Source organism: Solirubrobacter phytolaccae (genome assembly GCF_027587195.1).
Lineage (GTDB): Bacteria > Actinomycetota > Thermoleophilia > Solirubrobacterales > Solirubrobacteraceae > Solirubrobacter > Solirubrobacter phytolaccae.
This window is the reverse complement of record NZ_JAPDDP010000057.1, coordinates 16550-35833: the sequence shown is the minus strand read 5'-3', so window position 1 is coordinate 35833 and position 19284 is coordinate 16550. Positions and strand designations below refer to the sequence as shown.

At 69.1% G+C, this 19284-nt stretch carries 14 protein-coding genes and 1 tRNA gene; 10 read left to right on the top strand and 5 right to left on the bottom strand.

What is annotated here, in order from left to right; all coding sequences use genetic code 11:
* Positions 1 to 11: 11 nt before the first annotated feature.
* Positions 12 to 527: a hypothetical protein gene (locus tag OJ997_RS25230; RefSeq protein WP_270028043.1), complete on the bottom strand. Its 516-nt coding sequence runs from the start codon at positions 525 to 527 to the stop codon at positions 12 to 14.
* Between the two features lie 324 nt (positions 528 to 851).
* Here OJ997_RS25230 and OJ997_RS25225 point away from each other — a divergent pair, with 324 nt between their 5' ends.
* The 5 genes from OJ997_RS25225 to OJ997_RS38155 all read left to right on the top strand — a co-directional run bounded on the left by OJ997_RS25225 (position 852) and on the right by OJ997_RS38155 (position 6678).
* Positions 852 to 2873, top strand: coding sequence for an ATP-dependent helicase (locus OJ997_RS25225; RefSeq protein WP_270028042.1), 2022 nt, complete (start codon positions 852 to 854; stop codon positions 2871 to 2873).
* Between the two features lie 53 nt (positions 2874 to 2926).
* Positions 2927 to 3742 carry an AlbA family DNA-binding domain-containing protein gene (locus tag OJ997_RS38160; RefSeq protein ID WP_372517934.1) on the top strand — a complete coding sequence of 272 codons (816 nt, stop codon included), beginning with the start codon at positions 2927 to 2929 and terminating at the stop codon, positions 3740 to 3742.
* Positions 3743 to 3834: 92 nt separating this feature from the next.
* The gene (locus tag OJ997_RS25220; RefSeq protein WP_270028041.1) at positions 3835 to 4101 is read left to right on the top strand and encodes a hypothetical protein; all 267 of its coding nucleotides are present in this window, start codon (positions 3835 to 3837) and stop codon (positions 4099 to 4101) included.
* A gap of 280 nt (positions 4102 to 4381) precedes the next feature.
* Entirely contained in the window at positions 4382 to 5380 is a 999-nt protein-coding gene (locus tag OJ997_RS25215) for a hypothetical protein (RefSeq protein ID WP_270028040.1), read from the top strand.
* 821 nt (positions 5381 to 6201) lie between these two features.
* The gene (locus OJ997_RS38155) at positions 6202 to 6678 is read left to right on the top strand and encodes a helix-turn-helix domain-containing protein (protein WP_372517933.1); all 477 of its coding nucleotides are present in this window, start codon (positions 6202 to 6204) and stop codon (positions 6676 to 6678) included.
* 84 nt (positions 6679 to 6762) lie between these two features.
* Here the strand turns inward: OJ997_RS38155 and OJ997_RS25210 are convergent, their stop codons facing one another.
* Both OJ997_RS25210 and OJ997_RS25205 read right to left on the bottom strand, forming a co-directional pair.
* A complete protein-coding gene (locus tag OJ997_RS25210) occupies positions 6763 to 7227 on the bottom strand; it encodes a hypothetical protein (RefSeq protein WP_270028039.1) in 465 nt (154 codons plus the stop codon).
* 126 nt (positions 7228 to 7353) lie between these two features.
* Positions 7354 to 7426, bottom strand: a tRNA-His gene (locus OJ997_RS25205).
* Between the two features lie 47 nt (positions 7427 to 7473).
* Between OJ997_RS25205 and OJ997_RS25200 the strand changes: the two genes are divergently transcribed.
* Together OJ997_RS25200 and OJ997_RS25195 are read left to right on the top strand one after the other, a co-directional pair.
* Complete coding sequence (locus OJ997_RS25200) at positions 7474 to 8061, top strand: polysaccharide deacetylase family protein (RefSeq protein WP_270028038.1); 588 nt, start codon at positions 7474 to 7476, stop codon at positions 8059 to 8061.
* Entirely contained in the window at positions 8058 to 8963 is a 906-nt protein-coding gene (locus tag OJ997_RS25195) for an acyl-CoA dehydrogenase family protein (RefSeq protein WP_270028037.1), read from the top strand. The genes OJ997_RS25200 and OJ997_RS25195 overlap by 4 nt, the downstream gene beginning before the upstream one ends.
* On the opposite strand, the gene OJ997_RS25190 is transcribed toward OJ997_RS25195, so the two are convergent.
* A complete protein-coding gene (locus OJ997_RS25190; protein ID WP_270028036.1) occupies positions 8960 to 10477 on the bottom strand; it encodes a M28 family metallopeptidase in 1518 nt (505 codons plus the stop codon). The genes OJ997_RS25195 and OJ997_RS25190 overlap by 4 nt on opposite strands.
* Positions 10478 to 10503: 26 nt before the next feature.
* Between OJ997_RS25190 and OJ997_RS25185 the strand changes: the two genes are divergently transcribed.
* Genes OJ997_RS25185 through OJ997_RS25175 form a run of 3 tightly spaced genes read left to right on the top strand, consistent with a single transcriptional unit; the run spans position 10504 to position 13747 of the window.
* The gene (locus tag OJ997_RS25185; protein WP_270028035.1) at positions 10504 to 11103 is read left to right on the top strand and encodes a class I SAM-dependent DNA methyltransferase; all 600 of its coding nucleotides are present in this window, start codon (positions 10504 to 10506) and stop codon (positions 11101 to 11103) included.
* Entirely contained in the window at positions 11091 to 12215 is a 1125-nt protein-coding gene (locus OJ997_RS25180; protein WP_270028034.1) for an NAD(P)/FAD-dependent oxidoreductase, read from the top strand. The genes OJ997_RS25185 and OJ997_RS25180 overlap by 13 nt, the downstream gene beginning before the upstream one ends.
* Positions 12212 to 13747: a glucosyl-3-phosphoglycerate synthase gene (locus tag OJ997_RS25175; protein ID WP_270028033.1), complete on the top strand. Its 1536-nt coding sequence runs from the start codon at positions 12212 to 12214 to the stop codon at positions 13745 to 13747. Before OJ997_RS25180 ends, OJ997_RS25175 begins: the two co-directional genes overlap by 4 nt.
* On the opposite strand, the gene OJ997_RS37820 is transcribed toward OJ997_RS25175, so the two are convergent.
* Complete coding sequence (locus OJ997_RS37820; RefSeq protein WP_270028032.1) at positions 13713 to 19259, bottom strand: ATP-binding protein; 5547 nt, start codon at positions 19257 to 19259, stop codon at positions 13713 to 13715. The genes OJ997_RS25175 and OJ997_RS37820 overlap by 35 nt on opposite strands.
* Positions 19260 to 19284: the final 25 nt, after the last annotated feature.

Below are 19284 nucleotides of genomic sequence, written 5' to 3'. Positions count from 1 at the left end.
CAGCTGGAGCGCTAGCTGCAGTTCCCTTCGCTCGGCGGGTTGCTGCGGCGCGCAGGATCACGGCTGGCGTCTACGGCACGTGCGGCGTGGTAGATCGCGGTCTGAAGTAGCCTTGCCGCTTCCACAGCTACTGGGATCGACACGACAAACGGCCCTTCTCGGAACTCTTCAGTCAGAGGGTCGTAACCGCCACCCCAGAACCTCGCGGCGGCAGCGAGACGATCGATAGCCGACTCGCGCATCGCTCTCCGCTGGAGCTGGCCCTCACCGCGAGCGTACTCGTCGAGATGCTCCCGAATGTCGCGTGCGTCTTTAGCGCCGGGAAGTGCCTGCGCGAACGCGGTGATTCCATCCTGGAGTCGATCTCGGTGCCCTTGATCGATACCTAGTCGTGTCAGTTCCTTCGCCAACATCCCGGCGCATAGATGGATCAACCGCAACTGGCCGACGATCTGGCGCGCATAGATCTGCTGCTCCAGCCCGTCGGCGGCTTTTGCGTCGGCGGCGAATCGCAACACCGCATGCATCGCGGACCACGATTGGGACACCGCAATGGCGTATGGGTCGCGTGCCGGCGACCATTGATCCCCTTGATCTGAACTCACTCGTACATCTTGACCCCCGCGTCGGCGTTCGTAGCCGGAGGATGGGGTTCGAGCCGAGTCGGTTGCTGGTGGGCACCGGCCCACTACATCGGCCGCAGGCACCCCGCCCCGCCGACGCGACCGGCCCCCGCCAACTTCTTAGCCAGGACTGTTCGTTGGAGTAGCTTGCATCACGCAAGGAATCACCACTATGGTGCGTCTGCCGCGTAGATTGGCTCCGGGCGTTCGACAGGGACGGAGGTCGCTGTGGGCATCACCGTCAAGCAGAAAAGGCAAGCGGGAGCCGTTCAGGTGGCGGCAGCCGCCGACGATCGCGATCGAGTGCGGCTGGTCGCAGGCCCGGGGACGGGAAAGTCGTACACGATCGAGGAGCGCGTAGTTCGACTTCTCAACGAGAACGCTGACCCCAAGTCGGTCGCCGCGGTGTCTTTCACGCGCGCATCCTCACAGGACCTCGAGAAACGGGTTCAGGCTGCATGCGAGCGCTCAAACCACGGCGAGGCGCACATAGCTGTGACGACCTTGCACTCACTCGCTCTCCGGACGCTTCGGGCGGCTGGTGCGCTTGCCGCATACCCAGTCGATCCGCTCGTTCTTGACGAATGGGAGCTAACGAAGCTCTTCGACCCGGAGTTTGCGCGCCGGGCAAATATCGGAACCGTGCGTCGGCGCCGCGAGATTCGAGAGGATCACGAGGCGTTCTGGAGCACGGGACAGCACACTCAACGTCCTGCGCAGAGACCGCCCGACCCACCGATCTCGGACGCGGAGCGCGTCGCGTTTCGCGCCTTTCACGGGCCACGAACACAGCTGTATGCATGCGTGCTCCCCGGAGAGATCGTGCAAAAGTGCGTCCAGATGCTCGACGCCGGAACGTTGGACCCGATCGAGCTGCTTGGCATCGAGCATCTCATCGTCGACGAGTTCCAAGATCTGAATCCGATGGACCTGAGATTCGTTTACGGTCTCGCAGAGCTGGGTGCGACGCTCTTCGTAGCCGGGGATGACGATCAGAGCCTCTATTCCTTCCGGTACGCCGATCCGTCAGGCATTCAGGAATTCCCAGACCAGTTCGAAGTTGCGGGAAGCCACGTGCTCCAGCACTGCTTCCGGTGCACGCCGGCCGTGCTGGCTTCGGCCGACGCCCTCATCACTCAGAACGCCGCGCCAAAGCGAATTCCGAAGGATCTGGTTTCGCTGTACGCGGACTCGGAACCGCGAGTCAACGGAACGATTCAGTGCTGGCGCTACGGGAGCGCCGCTGAAGAGGCTACGTTCGTCGCGCTTTCGTGCCGCCGACTTATCGATGCTGGCATGGATCCGCGGGAGATCATGGTCCTAGTCAGCAATGCACGCGCGCTGCAGTGGCAGCTCAGTGCGGCGTTCGACAAGCTCGACGTCCCATTCGAGCCCCCAAGAGAGACGGCGTTTCGCGATACCGATGTCGGTCGTGCCGTAATGACGGTCGCGCGCATCGTTAGCGACCGCGACGATTACGTGGCCCTCCGAACTTTGCTTGAGTTGCGCAGCGGCGTCGGAATCGTTACCGCAACGGCAATCGCCGATGCGACGATCGAGCACGACCTCAACTACCACGACATCTTCTACGAGGCCTTGCCAGAAGACGTGTTCAGCCCACGTGCTGAAACAGCCCTCGATCAAGCGCGAGAAGTCTGCGAAGTATTGCTCGAATGGAGCAGCGACGACGCCGTCGAGGATCGAGCCGAAGCCCTGGACCACGTCATCGCGATGATCCTTGGCGCGGACGCGACCTCGAGTTGGCGTGATGAGGTAGAGATCGTTCCGGCAGGCACGACGATCGCTGAATTAGCGCGATTTCTCAGTTCCGAGAAGGACGACGAGCGCGCGTCCATCCTTTCCGCGATACACGCGCGTTTGGGCAATGACCTTAGCCCCGAGGAGTCGCTTCCTAATCGAGTCCGCGTCATGACGATGCACGGCGCCAAAGGGCTCTCTGCGACCGTCGTCCTGATCCCCGGTTTGGAAGAGCAAATCCTCCCCGGGGAGACGCGCGCCAGGTATCCGGGCCAAGTCTTGGAAGCCGCAAGAATGCTCTACGTGTCGATCACGCGAGCACGTCTCGCATGCCTCCTCAGCTACGCGAACCGAAGATTCATCAACGGGCAATCGACCCCGCATCAAGCATCGCGGTTTGCATCTCATCTCGGCGTGCGATTTAGCCCAGGGCCTGAGGGCGTCAGCACTGAATGGGCCGGGGATGCGGTCCGCGTATCGAAGGATCTCTAGAGCGGCGGGCCGGCCCGGTCCGCAGTCGACACTCAACGGAAGCGAGCTAGGCAATGACGATCTTCGGCGCGCCGTGGTCGGCGTTGGATCTCGCGACCGTCTCAGCGTTTCTGGCGCAGGCTGATGACGAACCCTTGCTCTGGGAGGCCAAGGGCACGAAGCTCGATAAGAGCGAGGTGCGTCTTCAGGTGTGCGCCTTCGCGAATAGTCATGAGGGTGGGTTCCTGATCCTAGGCGCGGCCCGCGCGTCCGGAGGCGCGGGATGGACGTTGGACGGGATGCAGTTTCCGGATGAGCCAATCACGTGGATAACGAACGTGGTCGCCGACCCCGAGCGTGGGGTTCGCCCACGGCCTGACTTCGACGTCCTTGCATGGCGCGCTCAGAACGGGCACGTGGCGATTGTCAGAGTGTCTCCTACGCCAACTCCACCGTGTATGGCCAACGGCACGCTGTACGAGCGGCTACCCGGGAAATCGCAGACCGTGCGAGATCCGACACGGCTGGCGGAGCTCTTCGCGAAAGGCGACCTCGCGCGGCGCACCACACAGGAGCGCGCAGACCGTGCTGCTCTCGCAGTTCTCCGGGACTGGCTCGAAGCCGAGCCGGGCGTCTTTCGGGAGCGTGGGCGCCAGCGCGAGCCGTGGACGAAGACCCATCAGACTTCACGGAACCGACAGCATCGGCCCCGGTCCGGTTCGCTGTCGGCGTTGCGGCAACGGGGAACCCGCCCGACATCTCCGCACGCCTATTCAAGACTGACTTCGCTGAGCGGATCTGGAACCAGCTTCTGGACCGCCCGAGCGGACTCCCTGCCGGCTTCTACGCGGATTCGCCGGATCCCGTCACGTGGTCTCAGGAGGCATTGACTTGGCGTCACCAGATGGGCGGGAATGTGCGCTCAATCACGGTGGCCCGAGCGGCGTGGGACGCATCAGCTGCAGTGGGCGAGCGTCTGGCGATGGACGACGTGTACCCCGACAATTTCGCAGAAACGCGCATAGCTTCGCGATGGGTGATCGCGGACCAACTCGTCAGCGACCTCGGAGGTTTCGGCGACGTCTACGTCACGATCGTCATCGCCGGCGGGCACTTCCCACGACGCAATAGCAACGAACACATCGTCATGAGACGAGGCCCGCTGCTTCCCGGCGTTGACAAAGCCCAGGTCTCCAGCCTAGATCGCGAGTTCATGCGCGCCGTGGGCAACCTGGCGCCAGAGCCGTGACCTGAGGACTACAAGGAGTCAGCAGCTAGCTGCCCGGCGGCCCAGCGCACACAGTTCAGCTCCGAGGCCGCACGCCGTGGACCAAACCGTGGACTGGACGTCCGCACCCCTCGCTCGCATGTTCCGCCGCCCGCCTGCGGTATGGACAGACCTGATGCCTCTTCCCCGCGCTGACCCCACACGCCCACCGGAGAACAAACAAGGGGTGGGTGTCTGGGGTCAGCGCGGGTCATCGGAAAAGAAATGTGGGACAGACGGGCGGTTGAGCCTCCTAGTGGATATGAGCAATCAACTAGGCGGTACGAGGGAGCAGATCGGGTTCCGGATTACGGAGCGGGACATCGAGATCCTGGGATGGCTAGGACGGGTGCGATTGGCGAGGGTCGAGCAGGTCCAGTGGCGGTTCGGGATGGCGAGGAGCAAGGCGTACAGGCGGCTTCAGGTGCTGTGGGAAGCGGGGCTGGTAGGTCACGAGAGCAACGTGCCGGGGCCGGGGGTCTATCTGGCGACGAGGGCGGGGCTGCAGTGGGCGGAGCTGAGTCTGGCGTCGGCGACAGTGAGCCTGGCGACGCTGAAGCACGATCTGGCGATGACGGATGTCGTCGCTGAGCTCGAGCGTGACGGCAAGCTCCTGAAGGTCTGGACCGAGCGCGAAATGCGTGCGGAGCACGCGAGGCCCGACGGACGGAGATTCGCGCCGCGGGTCCACGAGCCGGGACGCACGCGGTCCGGCAATCACCTTCCTGACATCGTCGTGGACTTGGCCGACGATTGCTGGGTCGCGATCGAGGTCGAGCGAACGGCGAAGCGTGCGGAACGGACACGGGCGATCCTCCAGGGCTACTACAACGCTGCCGGCGTCTCGAACCTCGGGCGCGTCGTGTACGTCGTCCCGACGCCACGCGACCAGGTGCGGATGAACGATCTCGCGGCCAAGGTCGGCTTCCGCGCACAGCGGTCTGCGAGCCAGACGGATCTCATGTTCGGAATCGGAGCAGCCGCAGTTCGCTTTAGCGCCGTCCGCGGCTATCGCGGGATGGCGTCCTGGCTGATCAAGCAGCATTGCGCGTCGGTCGCGGCCGACGCGGAGCGGGCGCGCCAGATCGAGCTTCAGCAGGAGGCCGTACAAGTCGCTCGCGAGCACGAAGCGGCGGTCCAGGCGCAGCGAGCAGCCCAGCGCGAAGAGATACTCCGCCGGCAGAGGGCGGAGCGCGAGCGAGCCGCCGCCGAGGCTGCGCGTCCGATCAAACGCTTCAAGCGAGCGCTCAGCGGCGGCTGACGGACACCACGTGCGCGCACCGGAAGTCGATGACCGGTGCGCGCCACCCCGTCGTCGACGCCGCTAGCGGGCTTAGGATTCGGAATATGCGCATCAGGAATGGCAAGCCAGCTCCACCGAGGCGGATTCCAGCTGCCATGCCGCAAGCACACAGCGGGGTGCCCACTCCGTTCACGGCGAGCCCGATGGGTAAGCCGGCCCCTCGCAGCACAGGTCCCACGCCGTTCACGGCCAGCCCCATGGGCCGGCCGGCGCGACGTGACGGAAGCCGCTAACCCCGACGGGCGCGGCAGAGCAGTCGCTTCAGAACGCTGCTCGGCTAGGCACCCGCACCAGCACCGGTGCTGGCACCGGATCCGGTGCCAAACGGCTGTTCCTGGAGGTCACCACCGACGACGGATCGGATCAGCCCAGGCCAAGGCCAAGCGCCGGTTAGGGAAACTCAGCCGTGCTGCGTCCACGGTCATCGCTGGTGACTGCGAGGGAGAGCCAGCGGGACGCTCGTTTCATCGAAGACGGCCCGCAGCTGTCCGGTGCTTTCTCGTCGCGATTGCGATCGTCGTCGTGGTTCTGTGGGCGGCGTGTGCCGTGGCTTCAACGTGGTCCGGCGCCACACCAACACCGGTGCTAGCACCGCAACCGGTGCCAAACGCGTGTTCGCCTAGTGGCGACGGCGGCAAGACGGTCGCCCATGCGGCCTTGCCCTCTTAGGTTCGCACGCACGCGTGCGGTGAGGAGGGCGAAGGCTCGCAATGGGCGGGCTCGTCCAAAGAAGGAGGGACCGGGCATGAAGACCGGGACCGTGTACCTACTCCATTTCGATGATCCAGTGGCTGGCTGCCAGCACTACGTCGGTACACGACCAACCTCAAGCAGCGGCTGTGGCAACACCGCAACGGGCGCGGCTCACGCCTGACCAAGCGCGCGCACGCCGCCGGCGTCCAGATGCGACTGCCGCGGACGTGGGTCGGCGGGCTCGACCTCGAGCGTCAGATCAAGCGCGATGGGCACTATGCCCGCCACTGCGCGCTGTGCCAGAGCAGCGAAACCGAAAGAAACCTGGGACAAGTCGAGCGGTCCGCCTCCTAGTGGATATGCACCGTTCTCACAGCACTCCCCCAGTCGCGCTCAGCGAGCCCCTTCTCGACGCCGACCAGGCCGCCAGCCTCCTCTCGGTGAGGAAGAGCTGGGTCTACGAAGCCGTGCGAGAGAAGAAGATGCCGTGCTTGAAGGTCGGCCGGCACATCCGGTTCACGCGACCGATGCTTGAGAGCTGGCTCGCAGGTCAGCTCGGTTGACCACGGCGATCGCGCGGCGGGGGGAGCTGGCGTCGTACGGGCGGCCCGCCGCGCGGCCTTCCTTTTGATGGAACGCCAGCTTTCCTAACGTCGCAGCCACCGAGGGCGCCGTCGCTCACGCGGGAACTCAGCCGGCGGCGTTCCCCGCTTCTCGCTGATGAAGATCGACTGCGGCATCGGTTCGGGCAATGGGCGCGGGCCTTCGATCCTGGTCGACGGCTCAAAACCGAGGTCGATCAACGTGCTCAGCAGCGCGTCCAGGTGATCGGCCAGGCAGTCGTTGCGGTCGTCGCCGATGACCGACACCAAGCGAACCTCGCGCTGCTCGAACGAGACTCCCGCCGGCTGCTGCAGCAGGCGAGTGACCTGCGTGTCGATGTCTCGCGCGCCCACGTATGTCGACGTCAACGTGATCGGCGCTCGCGGGCTGGCGATCGCCGTGGTCACCACGACCACGTGCGCGCCCACCGAGGCAATCCTCGTCGCGCTCTGGACCGCCCAGCCGTCCAGGCTGATCACGACGCCGACTCGCTTCCCAGATCCGTCCATGAAGCCACCTTCGCGCCCACCCCGGACAGCTTCGGAACAGAATTTGTTCCGAGATTGTTCCGTCGCCGAGTAGCCTTCAGGCCTCGTTAACGCAAGAAACCGCGCAAGTGCGCGGTTTCCTTGAGGGGTGAGCGACGGGACTCGAACCCGCGACCGCTCGGACCACAACCGAGAGCTCTACCAACTGAGCTACGCCCACCAAGCGCGAAGCAGTCTAGCGACGTGCTGGGTAGGGTCGCGAGCAAGGTGCTTGCGCTCACGTTCGATGACGGGCCGGACCCGCGCGGGACGCCGGCGGTGCTGGAGGCGTTGGACGCCGCCGGCGTGAAGGCGACGTTCTTCGTGCTGGCCGAGCGGGTCGAGCAGCACCCCGAGCTGCTGGAACGGGTAGTGGCTGCCGGACATGACGTGCAGATCCATGGATACGCGCACCTGCGGCACCCGTATACGCCGCGTGAGGACGTGGAAGACGACATCGATCGGGCGTTGCGGGTGATCCCGGCGACGCGGTGGCGGATCCCGTGGGGGCATCTCGCCGACTACACGCGCGAGGTGGCCGCGGAGCGCGGGCTGACCATCGTCGGGTGGGACGCGGACACCCACGACTGGCGGGGTGACAGCGCGCACGACATGCTCGCGCAGCTGCGGTTCGAACCCGGGTCGATCGTGCTCGCTCACGACGGCGTCGGGGCCGGGGCGCGGCGGGAGACGGCGATCGAGACGGCCCTGCTCGTGAAGCCGCTCGTGGAGCGCGCACGCAGCGAAGGCCTGGAGCCCGGGCCGCTGACCATGCCGTGGCCCGTGCCGATCCCGCTGGGCAACCCGAACCTGTGAGGGCGCTGGACGAGATCGCCGCCAACGCGGCGGAGCTGGACGCGAACCCCGCGTTCCCGACCGTCGCGATAGCCGCGCTGACGCAGCTCGAGGTGCCGGCCACGCGTGGTGAGGAATGGGCGCTGGTCCGACGAGTCGCGCGCGCAGACGGCTCCGTCGGGCGCATCTTCGAAGGCCATCTGAACGCCCAGGAGCGTCTCAAACTCGACGGGATCGACCCCGGAGACCACTGGCTCGGCGTGTGGGGCGCTGATCCCGCGCCGAACGAGGGCGAGCCCGCCAGCGTCCACAACGACACCCTCAACGGCACGAAGGTCTTCTGCTCCGGCGCGGGCGGCCTCACGCGCGCGCTCGTGATCGCGAAGGGCACGCTCGTGTACGTCGACCTGACCGACGGCAACGTCGAGGTCGACAAGGGCTGGTACCGGGCCGGCGGGATGCGTGCGTCCGAGTCGCACCGCGTCCACTTCCACGGCGCCCCCATCCTCGCCACGCTGACGCCGCTGACGACCGAGCCCTACCTGTCCGGCGACGCCATCCGCACCGCGGCGGCGTGGGCCGGGATGGTCGACTGCGGGGTCGACTCCGCCCTGCAACAACTCAAGGACGACGACCTGCGAGCCCACGCCGCGGGCAAGCTCATCGTCGCGCAGCAGACGATCGACCGCTGGTTCGAGTACGCGGCGCGCGCCGAAGACCTCACGAAGGTCTCGATCCCGCTGCGAGCCGCCGTCGCCGACGCCGGCGCGACCGTCTTCGGAGAAGCGGCCCGCGCCACCGGTTCACGCCCGTTCGCGACGGGCACGGCCCTCGACCGTGCCCGCCGCGACTTCGAGCTGTTCGTGCTGCAGCACCGCCTCGACCCGTTCCTGGCGAGGCTGGGCCGCGAGCGGATCAGCTAGCGCGAGGCGTGGTTGCCGTCGAACTTCTTGGCCTTGGACTTGTCACGGGCGGCCTTGCGGGAGCCGTCCGGGAACAGGCCGGTCTTGCTGACCGCGAGCGTCAGCGTGGCGTGCGCCGCCGCGTCGCTCATCTCGTTCAGGGCGTTGACGTTCAGGTTCGTCATCGTGTCGCACGCCTGGTGGTAACACGGGTCGTAGGCGAGCCCGGCGGTGCCGCCGAAGATCGCCGCTTGCTCGGCGGTCTTGACGCCCTCGGCGCCGGTGAACAGGCCGCCGGCGGGGATGCCGACCGCGATGAACGGGCCGTAGTCCGACCGACCGGAGAACTCCGTCGGCTCGGACGCCAAACCCTGCCCCGCGAAGTAGCGCGTGAACACCGACTCGATCTCACCCGAGCCCGGAGGACCCGCGACCGGCGTGTCGGACCCGTCGCCGTCGTAGACGAAGCGCACGTAGTTCGGCGACCCGACCATGTCGAAGTTCAGGTTCGCGTAGATCTGCGTCAGCTTCTCCGCGGGCAACGTGGTCACGTAGTGCTCGGAGCCCAGCAGGCCGGACTCCTCCGCGCCCCAGAACGCGAAGCGAACGGTGCGGCGAGGCTTGACCTTCTGCTCGCTCATCGCCTCCGCGATCTCCAAAATGGCTGCGGAGCCCGACCCGTTGTCGTTGATGCCCGGACCTTCGACCACGGAGTCCAGATGGGCGCCGACGACCACGGTCTGGTCCGCGTTCCCACCCTTCGTGTCCGCGATCAGGTTCTTGGTCTTGGCGTTCAGGTCGGCCTCGGTGGAGGTCGTGACGTGCATGGTCACCGTCGCGCCGCCGCGCAGCTGGCCGGCCAGCGCCGAGCCGTCCGCGTACGTCAGCCCGACGGTCGGCAGGGTCTTGGGCGCACCGAGCGTGCCGCCCATCAGGCCGGTGCGGCCCTCCTGCCCTTCGTTGAAGATGATCACGGCCGCGGCACCGGCGGCCTTCGCGTTGTCGACCTTGACGCCGAAGTCGCAGCCGCCGCGCTGGATCAGCGCGATCCGGCCCGCGACGAACCCGGTGAAGTCGGCGGCCTCGCAGCCGGCGGTGGAGCCGGGCTCAGCGGGCGGCGGCACCAGGTTGTCGCGCACCTCCTGCAGCGCCGCGGTGACGTCGCCGCTGCCCGAGTACTCGAAGGTCTCGGTCTCGTAGTCCTTCGCGGTCGGCGAGACCTGCGAGAGGGCGGCGGGCGCCAGCTCGCGGAAGAACGGGAAGGTGAACTCCTGCTCGGTCACCTTGTAGCCCGCCTTCACCAGGCGCTGCTTGACGTACTGCAGCGAGGCCTCGTAGCCCGGCGTGCCCGAGGCGCGCGTGCCGCCGTTGGCGTTCGCCACGGCCTGGAAGGCGCGTTCGTGCTGAAGGATGCCGTTGACGGTGACGCCGTCACGCAGCTTCTTCGAGTTGACCTCGTCGATGCCGAACGCCGTCGAAGGCAGGCAAAGCGAAGCCGTGAGCGCGCCCAGGACGAGCGCTCTCCGATGAGACATGTCCTCAATCTCCCGTTTGAGGGTGTGTGGAACCCGCGCCGCGAACACCCCTGCCCACGACGCTGGAGATGAGAGTAGTGCGAGAACGCCTGAGGCCCGACTTCTTCGACGCGCTTTACGCAACCGATCCCGACCCGTGGGGCTTCGAGACGAGCGAATACGAGGCCACGAAGTACGCCGCGACGATCGCCGCGCTCGAAGGCCGCCACTTCAAGAACACGCTGGAAATCGGCTGTTCCATCGGGGTGCTGACGCAGCTCCTCGAGGACCACACCGACGGCCTGGTCGCCATCGACGTGTCCGAAGCCGCACTCGAGCGGGCACGCGCCCGGAACCCGGACGTCAACCTCCAACGACGCGAGATCCCGGAGGACTATCCCGACGGCGACTTCGACCTCGTCGTCGCCTCCGAAGTGCTCTATTACCTCGACCCGCCCGCATTGCGCGACACCATCGACCGCTTTACGGGCACACTCTTGGCAGTGCACTGGCGCGGCCCCACCGAGCGCTACCCGTTCACGGGTGACGAGGTCCACGAGCAGCTGAAGGCTCGCTTCGGCGCGCCCGCCTACAGCGCGTGGACGGACAAGTACGCCCTCGACCGGTGGGACGCATGCGGCTCGTGATCGTCGGCGGCGGTCCCGCCGCGCTCGCCGCCGCCCGCGGGTACCGCGACGCCAAGGGCGAGGGCGACGTCACGCTCCTCACGCCCGAGCTCGTGCTCCCGTACCAGCGCCCGCCGCTGTCGAAGGCGTTCCTGCGCGGCGAGCTCCCCGACAGCGAGCTGCCGATCGAGGACGCCGCCTGGTACGAGAACCACGGCGTCGACGTGCGGTTGGGCGGCGAGGTCGCGACGCTCGACCCCACGACGCGTACGCTCACCCTCGGCTCGGGCGAGACGCTGCGCTACGACGCCTGCGTGCTCGCCACCGGCGCCGAGCCCAACGTCCTCCCCGTCCCCGGCGCGACCGAGGACTGGGTGCTGCTGCTCAGGAGCCTCGCGACCGCGCGGGTCCTGCAGCTCCGCGCGGAGAGCGCCAAGACCGCCCTCGTCGTCGGGTCCGGCTTCATCGGCTGCGAGGTGGCGGCTTCACTGGCCATGCGCGGCGTCGACGTCACCCTCGCGAGCGACGAGGAGGTCCCCCAGGCCGAGCGCCTCGGGCCCGAGGCGGGCCGGCGCATCCAGGGCTGGCTCGAGGACCTCGGCGTCACGCTCCAGCTCGGCAAGGAGGTCGAGGAGCTGACCGAGGACGCCGCCGACCTGATCCTGATGGCCGCCGGCGTCACGCCCCGCGCGGGCCTCGCCGAGCAGGCGGGGCTCACCCTCCAGGACGGCCGGATCGTCGTCGACCAGCACATGCGCACGTCCGCGAACGACGTCTACGCGGCGGGCGACGTCGCGCTCCCCTACAACGCGAAGGCGCAGCGTCACCTCGCGGTCGAGCACTGGGGCGAGGCGCTCAACATGGGCGAGGTCGCGGGCCGCGCGATCGCGGGCGACACCAGCGCGCAGTGGGACGTCGCGCCGGGCTTCTGGTCGACGATCGGCGAGCACACGCTCAAGTACGTCGCCTGGGGCGACGGCTTCGACGAAGCTCGCGTGATCGACCACGGGGGCGGCGCGTGGACGATCTGGTACGGCACCGAGGGCCGTACCGTCGGCGTGCTCACCCACGATCGCGACGAGGACTACGAGGCCGGCCGCAAGCTGATCGAGGCGGGAGACCCGCTGCCTTGACGGCGCTGCGCGCGTGCGTCGTCGTCCCCGCGCGTGACGAGGAAGACCTGATCGGCGCCTGCATCGCGGCGCTCGCGCACCAGACCGGCGTCCCCCGCGACGCCTACGAGGTGATCCTCGTGCTGGACCGCTGCACGGACGCCACCGCGGAGCGCGCCCGCGCGGCGGCCGGCGACGACATGACGCTGCACGTCGTCCCCAGCACCGGCGCCGGCGTCGGCCACGCGCGCCGCACCGGCATGGACCTCGCCGCCGAGCGCCTGGAGCCCGACGGCCTGATCGCCACCACCGACGCCGACTCCACCCCCGCGCCCGACTGGCTGGCGCGCCAGCTCGAAGCGGTGGCCGGTGGCGCCCACGCGATCGGCGGGCGCGTGGAGATCGACAGCGCCCCGGCCGCCGCGCTGGCCGCGCGCGAGGCCGACATCCCCCGCCGCCGCGCCGCGCTCACCGGCACCGGCGCGCGCGAGCACCACCAGTTCTCCGGCGCCTCGCTCGCGGTCACTTCAGCGACCTATACGCGTGTAGGCCGACTCGACCCGCGCCACGCTTTGGAGGATGAAGGCTTCGAACGCGCGCTTCACCGTCACGGCGTCCCGATCGAGCGGCTCGCGTCGGTGAAGGTGACGACCTCCGGCCGGCGCGACGGCCGCGCACCCCGCGGCCTCGCCGTCGACCTGCGCCGCAACGCCTGGCTCGCCGACCGCAGTTACGAATCCAGCGACTTCACGCTGGACGCGCTCCTCGCCGCCAAGCAGCAGACGGTCAGCGTCGTCCTCCCCACGCGCAACGTGGAGCGCACGCTCGGCCACGTCCTGGACGCGATCCCGCGCGCGCTGGTCGACGAGCTGCTCGTGGTCGACGGGCACTCAACCGACAGCACGATCGACGTCGCGATCGAGCGCGGCGTGCGCACCGTCACCCAGCCGCAGCTCGGCAAGGGCGACGCGATGTGGCACGGCCTCGGCCAGACCACGGGCGAGCTCGTCGTCTACCTGGACACGGACACCGAGGACTTCGACGAGCGCTTCGTGCTCGGCCTGCTCGGCCCGCTGCTCACCGAGCCCGTCGACTTCGTCAAGGGCCACTTCCGGCGCCCGTTCAAGCACGGCGACGTCACGACGCCCGACGAGGGCGGCCGCGTGACGGAGCTGCTCGCCCGCCCGTACCTGAACCTGCACTTCCCGCCGCTCGCCGGCTTCCGGCAGCCACTCGCGGGCGAGATCGGCGCGACGCGCGCCCTGCTCGACCAGATCCCGTTCCCGATGGGCTACGGGATCGAGATCGCGATGCTGATCGACGCCTACCGCGCGATCGGGCTGGAGCGGATGGCGCAGGTGGACCTCGGCACGCGCCAGAACCGCCACCAGTCGCTCGCCGACCTGTCGAAGATGGCGCTCGAGGTCCTGACGGCGGCCGAGCGACGCACCCACGGCGAGGTCACCCCGGGTGCGCTGCTGACGCCGACGCGCGACGACTTCGAGCTCAAGTCGCCGCTTACTGAGGAACGCCCGCCACGAGCGGCTCGCTGACGCGGGCCATCCCGCGCTCGATCGCGTCGATCAGATAGGGACGCAGGTCGGCGGCGGCCACGATCGAGTTCACGCTGCCGACCTCGACCGCCCGCTGGATCGAGTGGATCGAGTCGAACTTCGCGGCCAGCTCGCCCATCTTCTCCGAGCGGACCGTCTCCAGGGTCGACGCGAGCTCGGCCCGCAGCCGGCGCGTCTCGACCGGATCCGAGCAATCCTCGATCCGCTCTTCCAGCGCCACGACCCGCGCATCGCTGCGCGTCGCCGCGTTCACGTCACGCGTGAACACGACACCCGCGGCCGCTGACCCGCCGATGACCGACGCGTGCGCGCCCTCGACGGCGATCGTCTCGAAGCCGTCGTTCAGGCGCTGCGAGAAGACCACGAACGCGCCGCCGTGGTAGCGGGAGATGACGCAGAAGACGATCGGGCCGCGGAAGTTGACGATCGCGCGGCCGATCTCGGCGCCGTACTCGAGCTGCCACTGGCGCATCGACTCGGGTGAGCCGTCGAAGCCCGCCAGGTTGGCGAGCACGACCAAAGGCCGCCGCCCGCCGTTGGCGTTGATCGCACGCGCGACCTTCTTGGAGGACTTCGGGAACAGCGTGCCCGACGTCCACTGCGCGGGCCCGTCCGCGGGCACCGGACCGAAGCGGTCGATCGGGTGCGACTCGATGCCGATCACCGTCGTCGGCCAGCCGCCCAGATGGGCGTCCCAGACGACCGCGGCCTCGGCGTCGCGCATGCGCTCCCAGCGCTCCAGCGGCTTGTGGTCGGAGTCGGTCACCGCGCGCATCACGGACCGGATGTCGAACGCCTGCTTGCGGCCCGGGTTGGTCTCGTCGGAGAAGATCTGGCCGACGGTCGCGAGCTCGGAGCCCGGCGCGTTGTGCGACGAGGCGCGCACGTCGCGCTCGATCGCGTCGCGCGTCTCCGCACGGCGCGGGAAGCGCTCGCCCGGCGCGATGTAGGCGTGCTCGTAGTAGCGCAGCAGCACGCCGCACGCGCCCGCGAGGTCCGGCGCCCAGTACTGCGCCTGGCCGTTCGGGCCCATGATCCGGTCGTAGCCGCCGATGCCGAAGTTGTCCTCGGCCGACACGCCGCCGGCGAAGTCCAGCGCCTGCTTGCCGGTCAGCACCATGGCCGACTCCGGCGTCATGATCAGGATGCCGCGCGTGTGCATGAGCATCGTCGCCTCGGCGTTCCAGTACGGCTGCGCGCCGACGTTGATGCCGGTGACGATGACGTTGACCTCGCCGCCGTTCTGCGTGAACTCGATGATCCGGCGCAGCGCGGCCGCGACCCAGTCCATGTTCTCCGTGCCGGAGTCCATCGAGATCCGGGCGCCGGAGCTCAGCGCGAACCACTCGACCGGCACGCCCAGCTCGTCGGCCAGGTCCAGCGCGGCGATGATCCGGCGGCACTCGGGCTCGGCGACCGAGCCCAAGGACTTCGTCGGGTCGCCCAGCAGCACGACGCGCTGCATGCCCTCGGGATGGCGGCCGGTGAAGGACTTCGCGAGCCCGACCACGATCCCCGCCTCGTTCATGGCGGCGGGACGGTCGGCGGGCACCAACGCCCCGTCGGCGTCGAAGTCCAGCTCGACGAACTCGCCGCGCGGGATGCCGCGCGCGTGGTCCGTGCGCTCGGGCGCGAGCACCTTGGTCAGCTCGGCGGGATGCACCGTGCCGCGACGGCGCGCCTGCACGATCCGGCGCGCGCCCTCATCGAGCGGTTGCAGCGGCGCCTTGGCGGGCTCGTCGACCTCGACGATGACGCCGCGGCCGGCGGGCGCGAAGAGGCGCAGCTCGCGCTCCTTGAGCTCGCCCCCGCGCATGTCACGCATGCGCCCGCGGATGATCACGGTCTCGATCCCGAGGCCTTCGGTCTCCCGCGCGTAGCGGTCCACCAGCGCGCCCGCTTCCTCCGGCGCCAGGTCCACCTCCGGCCACACGTTCAGCCGCACGCGGTTCCACAGCAGGCGCTCACGCGGCGCCAGACGCGACTGCACGCGCCGCAACGCGCCGAGTGCCTCGGCGAGCATGTGCTCGAGCTCGGGCAGCGAGACCACGCGGCCCTGCTGGTCACGCACGATCGAGAGCTCACGCACCTCGGCCAGCGCGAACAGCCGCTCGTCCTTCGGGTTCGTGCGCCCGACGCCGCGGAACAGGTAGACGTCCGCGGGCGACGGGATGCGCTCGAGCTCGAACTCGGACATCCGCCACAGGTTCAGGCGCACCGCCATCTCGGGGTGCACGAACTGCAGGTCGCGATCGACCTCCCAGCCGCCGCCGACCGACCGCCGCAGCGTGATCGAGTTCGCGGCCGAGTTGCCGCGCTCGGGCGCCGGCACGTCCAGCACGACGCGCTGCACGAGCGGCGCGATGTCCGCCCGCTCCAGGGCCGCGCGCAGGCGGCCCGCGAGCTCCTCGCCCGCGGTCGCGGCGGCGTACAGGTCCAGGTAGACGGTCTCGTCGGTCGGGTACTCGGCGGCGCGGCGCGCGATCGCGCCGGCGACGTCGTCGAGGTCCTGCGTGTCCACGAACGCGGCCGCGAGGTGGCGCTTGGTCCCGTCCTTGACGTAGGAGGTCGTGATGTACGCGGTGCCGTCGCGCGTCACGCCGTTCCAGAACGGCGCGAGGTCGTACATCCGGTACCAGCGCCGGGTCATGATCTCCAGCAGCACCGGATGCTCGCGCGCGCCGGTGTCCTGCATGCGTCCGATCAGCTTCGGCGCGAGCAGCTGCGGCGCCTCGACGACCGCCTTGATGTGCTCGTCGCGATCCTCGCGGTCCGGGTCCTCGAGCAGCGCGCTGAGGTGGCACTCGAGCTCCTCGTACGCGCGCGCCTGGCGCTCGAGGATCACGGGCTGGTCGTAGTAGCGGTTGCGCAGCTGGCGCGCGTGGTCGGCGATCGCCGGGTCACGACGCTCGGTCGCGATCTCCAGCCGGTCCAGCACGCCACGGAACTCGCCGTTCGTGCGCGGGACGAGCTCCTCGGCGCGCTCCAGGCGCTTCTCGAGGATCGCCATCACGGCGGCGCGCGCGAGGTCGGCGCGCTCCTGGGAGACGAACAGGCGGTAGCACGCGTCCTCGAGCGCGGGCGTGCGGTCCAGGCCCTCGACGTCGTAGTGCGCGAGCGCGCGACCGAGCAGGGACACGAACCGCTCCGGGAGCCGCTCGGCCTTCGCGTCCAGGGAGCGCAGGAAGGCGTGCAGGTACTCCTGCGGGCTGTGGAGGAGCTCGCGCTCGGGATCGTCGTGGCGGGCGCGGGAGAGCGCGCGGACGTCGGTGTACACGTCGAGCAGCTCGTGCTCACCCGCGAGGATGTCGGTGTCGCACGTGCGCACGACCGCGAGCGCGCGGCGGACTTCGTCGCCGCTGACGTCGTAGCCGAGCAGCGCGTACTTCAGGCGCTCGAGCGCGGCCTCGGGGGCGGAATCGGCGTCCGAGCCGAGCTCGTCGAACGACACGCGCTCGGTGGACGTCTCGGCCGCTTCGACCTCGATCGCCTCGAGCTGCAGCAGCGGCGTGTGCGCCGGGACCTGCACGTTGGTGCCGGACAACACGCGTCGGACGCGACCCGCGAACGGGGCCGTCAGCGACGTCTCCATCTTCATCGACTCGACGACCGCGACGACGTCGCCCTCGGCCACCTCGTCGCCCTCGGAGACCGGGATCGCGACGACCACGGACGGGCCGTGCGAGCGCACGAAGCCGCCGTCGTCGCGGGTGATGCGGTGCGGCACGCCGTGGACCTCGACGAGCAGGTCGGCGCCCTGCTTGGAGACCTGCACACGGTGCGTGACGCCCGCGAGCGTGATCCGGCGCTCGTGGCTCGAGAGGCGCTCGACCGCGGCCTCGACGGCGACGCCGTCGATCTCGGTGCGGTAACGGCCCGGCGCGAGCTGGGAGACGATGATCCGGTAGGCCTGACCGCGGTGGCGCACCTCGACGGCGCGGCTCACCTGCGCGGTGGCCTCGGGCCGGCCGCGGCGGGCGTAGGCGTAGAAGGAGGCGCGCTCGGTCGCGGTCTCCTTGTCGGCGAGCTCGATCGCGGCCATCAGCAGCGCGGCGTCGGCGCGGCCCTCGGTCTCCATCTCGCCAGTGACGCCCATGCGGTCCAGCCACGCGATGTCGACCTTGCCGGCCTCGAACTCGGGCCGGTCCAGGATCGAGAGCAGGAAGGCGCGGTTGGTCGTGCCGTCCTCGATCATCGCGGTGCTCTCGCGCAGCGCGCGCTTCAAACGCGCGATGGCTTCGGGGCGCGTTCGACCGTAGGCGATGACCTTGGCGACCATCGAGTCGAAGTCGGGCGGGATGACGTCGCCGGTGGCGATGCCGCGATCCACGCGCACACCCGGGCCGGACGCGAGGTCCAGCACCTGCACGCGGCCCGGCGTCGGCGCGAAGCCCATCGCCGGATCCTCGGCGTTCAGGCGCGCCTCGATCGCGTGGCCGACGGGCTCGGGCGGCGTGCCTTCGAGCCTGCCGCCGGACGCGACGTGCAGCTGCAGCTTGACGAGATCCAGTCCGGTCACGGCCTCGGTCACCGGGTGCTCGACCTGCAGGCGCGCGTTGACCTCCATGAAGGAGAAGCGCTTGCCCTCGGGCTCGTAGAGGAACTCGACCGTGCCGGCGTTGCGGTAGCCGGACTGGAGCGCGAGGCGCCGCGACGCCTCCTTGACCTCCTCCTCCTGCTCGGGCGTGAGCACCGTGCTGGAGGACTCCTCGATGACCTTCTGGTGGCGGCGCTGGCACGAGCAGTCGCGCACGCCCGCGGCCCACGCCTCGCCCTGGCCGTCGGCGATCAGCTGCACCTCGATGTGGTGCGCGTTGCCGACCATCGCCTCCATGAAGACGGTGCCGTCGCCGAACGCGTCGGCGGCCTCGCGGCGCGAGGTGTTCAGCGCCGGCTCGAGGTCCTCCCAGCTCAGCACGCGGCGGATGCCGCGCCCGCCGCCGCCCGCCGCGGCCTTGATCATCAGCGGGAAGCCGATGCGCTCCGCGTGCTCGCGCGCTTCCTCGATCGTCTCGACCGCGCCGTTCGACCACGGGGCGACCGGGACGCCGGCCTTCTCGGCCATCAACTTGGACTGGATCTTGTCGCCCAGCTGGCGCATGACGTCGGCGGAGGGGCCGACGAACACGAGCCCCATCTCCTCGATCATGTCCACGAACGCGGGGTGCTCGGAGACGAAGCCCCAGCCCGGCCAGACCGCGTCGGCCTTGGCCTCGAGCAGCGTCCGCTTGATGCCCTCGTAGTTCAGGTACGCGCCCGTGCGCTTGCCGGATTCGTCCACCGTGGCGGTGGGTCCGAGGCTGTACGCCTCGTCGGCGTGGCGAACGAACATCGCGCTGCGCTCGGGCTCGGTGTAGAGGGCGATGACCTTGATCGGGTCGTCCTCCCGCTCGGCGTTCAGCTCGCGGACGGCATGGATGAGGCGCATCGCGGGCTCGCCGCGATTGACGATGGCGAGTCGGCGAAACGTGCGCTGGGTCACAGAGGGCACGGGTGGCACGTTAGGCGCTGGGGGT

Excerpts from the sequence above, each read along its gene's own strand:
- OJ997_RS25230 (WP_270028043.1), bottom strand. The coding sequence starts at position 527 with ATGCATGCGGTGTTGCGATTCGCCGCCGACGCAAAAGCCGCCGACGGG.
- OJ997_RS38160 (WP_372517934.1), top strand. The coding sequence starts at position 2,927 with ATGACGATCTTCGGCGCGCCGTGGTCGGCGTTGGATCTCGCGACCGTC.
- OJ997_RS25220 (WP_270028041.1), top strand. The coding sequence starts at position 3,835 with ATGGACGACGTGTACCCCGACAATTTCGCAGAAACGCGCATAGCTTCG.
- OJ997_RS25215 (WP_270028040.1), top strand. The coding sequence starts at position 4,382 with ATGAGCAATCAACTAGGCGGTACGAGGGAGCAGATCGGGTTCCGGATT.
- OJ997_RS38155 (WP_372517933.1), top strand. The coding sequence starts at position 6,202 with ATGATCCAGTGGCTGGCTGCCAGCACTACGTCGGTACACGACCAACCT.
- OJ997_RS25210 (WP_270028039.1), bottom strand. The coding sequence starts at position 7,227 with ATGGACGGATCTGGGAAGCGAGTCGGCGTCGTGATCAGCCTGGACGGC.
- OJ997_RS25190 (WP_270028036.1), bottom strand. The coding sequence starts at position 10,477 with ATGTCTCATCGGAGAGCGCTCGTCCTGGGCGCGCTCACGGCTTCGCTT.
- OJ997_RS25180 (WP_270028034.1), top strand. The coding sequence starts at position 11,091 with ATGCGGCTCGTGATCGTCGGCGGCGGTCCCGCCGCGCTCGCCGCCGCC.